This is a genomic window from Micromonospora sp. S4605 (genome assembly GCF_003176715.1).
Lineage (GTDB): Bacteria > Actinomycetota > Actinomycetes > Mycobacteriales > Micromonosporaceae > Micromonospora > Micromonospora echinaurantiaca.
Map to the genome: position 1 here is coordinate 1 of NZ_QGSW01000144.1, position 2,479 is coordinate 2,479.

The window sequence follows — 2,479 nt, forward strand, 5'->3', positions numbered from 1 at the left end:
CCCGCCACCCGGCGCGTCTCCCCCTAGCGCGGTCCCACCACCCGGCGCCGCTCCGCCGCCGGGCGGAATGCCACCGCCGGGCGCGGTGGAGCCGCGGCAACGGCTGCACCCGCTGAGCCCGGCGCTGCACGGCGCCAAGTCGCTGGTGGTGGTGATCGCCGGCCTGTCCTGGTCGACGCTGTCCCGGGTGGGCTTCGGCTGGTTCGCCGCGATGGTGGTGGTGATCGCCCTGGGCGCCACCGTGCTGTCGGTGGTGAGCTGGTACAACACCGGCTACCACGTGGTCGGCCGCGAGCTGCGGGTGTACGAGGGGCTGCTCTGGCGGCGCACCCGCGCCATCCCGCTGGAGCGGCTCCAGGCCGTCGAGGTGGTCCGCCCGCTGCTCGCCCAGCTCACCGGCCTGGCCGAGCTGCGGCTGGAGGTGGTCGGCGGGGGCAAGACCGAGGCGCCGCTGGCGTACCTGAGCGTGGCCGATGCCGCCGCGCTGCGCGGACGGCTGCTGGCCCTCGCCGGCCGGGTCACCCCCGGGGCGGCCGGGCCGGCCCCGGGCACGACGACCCCGGCGGCGGTGGCCCCCGTCCCGGACGCGGCCGTCCCGCCCGGCCGGCCGCTGCACACGGTGCGCAACGAGGACCTGCTGGTCAGCCAGTTGCTCACCCCACAGGCGTTCTTCCTGCCGTTCGGCCTGGCCTTCGTGGTGGTGCAGTTCCTCTCCGCGGGGTCCTGGTCGTTCATCGCGGTGGCGAGCACGCTCACCGCGATGGCCGGCGTGCTGCTGCAACCGGTCCGCCGGGTGCTCGACGACTGGAACTTCCGGCTGGCCCGGGACGAGGGCACGCTGCGGGTGCGCAACGGCCTGCTGGAGACCCGCGCCCAGACGGTGCCGCTGCACCGGGTGCAGACGGTCGGGGTGACCTGGCCGCTGCTGTGGCGGGTCAAGGGCTGGCTCCGGCTGCGGCTGGAGGTGGCCGGCTACTCCGCCGGGGAGGCCGACGAGCGCAACCGGCCGGACCGGCTGCTTCCGGTCGGTGACCTGCCGACCGGCGAGGCGATCGTCGCCGAGGTGCTGCCCGGGGTGCGGATCGGCGCCCTGCCGCTGAGCCCGCCGCCGGCCCGGGCCCGCTGGCTCAACCCGCTCAGCCGCGGCGTGCTCGGCGCCGGCCTGCACGAGCGGGTCTTCGCGGTCCGCTCCGGCCTGCTCACCCGGCAGGTGGCGATCGTGCCGTACGCCCGGATCCAGAGCGTGCGGGTGGTGCAGGGGCCGCTCCAGCGGTGGTTGCGGCTGGCCTCCGTGCACGCCGACACCGCTGGCGGCGCGGGAGCCGCGGCCCGGGACCGCGACCTGGCCGAGGCGTGGGCGCTGGCGGCGGAGCTGATGGCCCGCGCGCACGCCGCCCGCCGCGCCGGCTGAGCGTTCCGGCGCGCCGGGGAGCGGTCACCGACCCCGGCCTGGCCGCGCCGACCGGCGCCGGCGGTCAGCGGGTCGCGGGCACCGCCGGTGGCTCGGCGGCGGCCGGCGGGTCGCTCGGCCCGGGGTCGCGCTCCGGCGCGGCGCGGCGGACCTTCCGGGCCGCCCACCAGCGCTCGGCCAGGCCGACCACCAGGAAGGTCATCCCCACGTACGCCCAGCCGACCAGCACGTCGATGACGTAGTGCTCGCCGCAGTAGACCAGGGTGAAGGTCATCGCCAGCGGGTAGGCCAGCAGCAGCGGCCACCAGCGTCGCCGGGTCTGCCGCAGGAAGAACAGCACCACGAAGAGCGCGAACGCGGTGTGCAGTGACGGCATCGCGGCGACCGGGTTCGAGGCGATCTGGCCGGCGTTGAGCAGGTTGCCGGCGCCGTGCATGCCGAACGCCTTCCAGCCCCGGGTGGAGATCCGGGCGACCTCCTCCAGCAGGCCGTTCTGCGCCGCCCACCAGGGCGGGGCGGCCGGGTAGAGGAAGTAGGTGACCAGGCCGGTGGCGCAGAGGAAGGCCCAGCGGCGCATGAAGGCCGCCCAGCGCCCCCGGTCGCGCAGCCAGAGCACCGCGGCGGCGGCCAGCGCCACCACGAAGTGCGAGAAGTAGACCCAGCTGGCGGCCACGTCCCACCACTGCACCGCGGGCCGGTAGAGGTGCTCCTGGAGCCAGACCGTGGGCACCTCGCCCCCGGTGGCCCAGCCGAACATGAACCGGTCGGCGACGATCAGCTCGTACGCGTGCGGCGTGGCGCCGTTGTCGGCGAACCCGCGGGAGAGGTTGTAGACCGCGAGCAGCAGCACCACCGGCACCCAGTCCCGGGCGAAGCGCAGGTGGCTGCGCCACGGCCGGGTGGAGTTCCAGGCGATGGTGGCCGCCCAGATCCACAGGAACGCGTACGCCGGGTCGGTGGGCAGCCCGATGGCGAGCCAGCCGGCGACGAAGGCCACCCCCCAGGTGGTCATCGCGACCATGCGGCGACGCCCGCCGTCGGGCGACGCGGGCGGGTCGGTCGGGGCGC

Annotated in this window: 2 protein-coding genes; one reads left to right on the top strand and one right to left on the bottom strand. The window is 76.2% G+C overall.

Annotated elements, in window-relative coordinates:
- Positions 1 to 1,411, top strand: a 1,411-nt coding sequence (locus tag DLJ47_RS10045; protein ID WP_233257754.1) for a PH domain-containing protein, incomplete at its 5' end; no start/stop codon positions are given.
- Positions 1,412 to 1,475: 64 nt separating this feature from the next.
- Here the strand turns inward: DLJ47_RS10045 and DLJ47_RS10050 are convergent.
- Positions 1,476 to 2,479: phosphatase PAP2 family protein (locus tag DLJ47_RS10050; RefSeq protein WP_109899779.1), on the bottom strand; the 1,004-nt coding region annotated here is incomplete at its 5' end.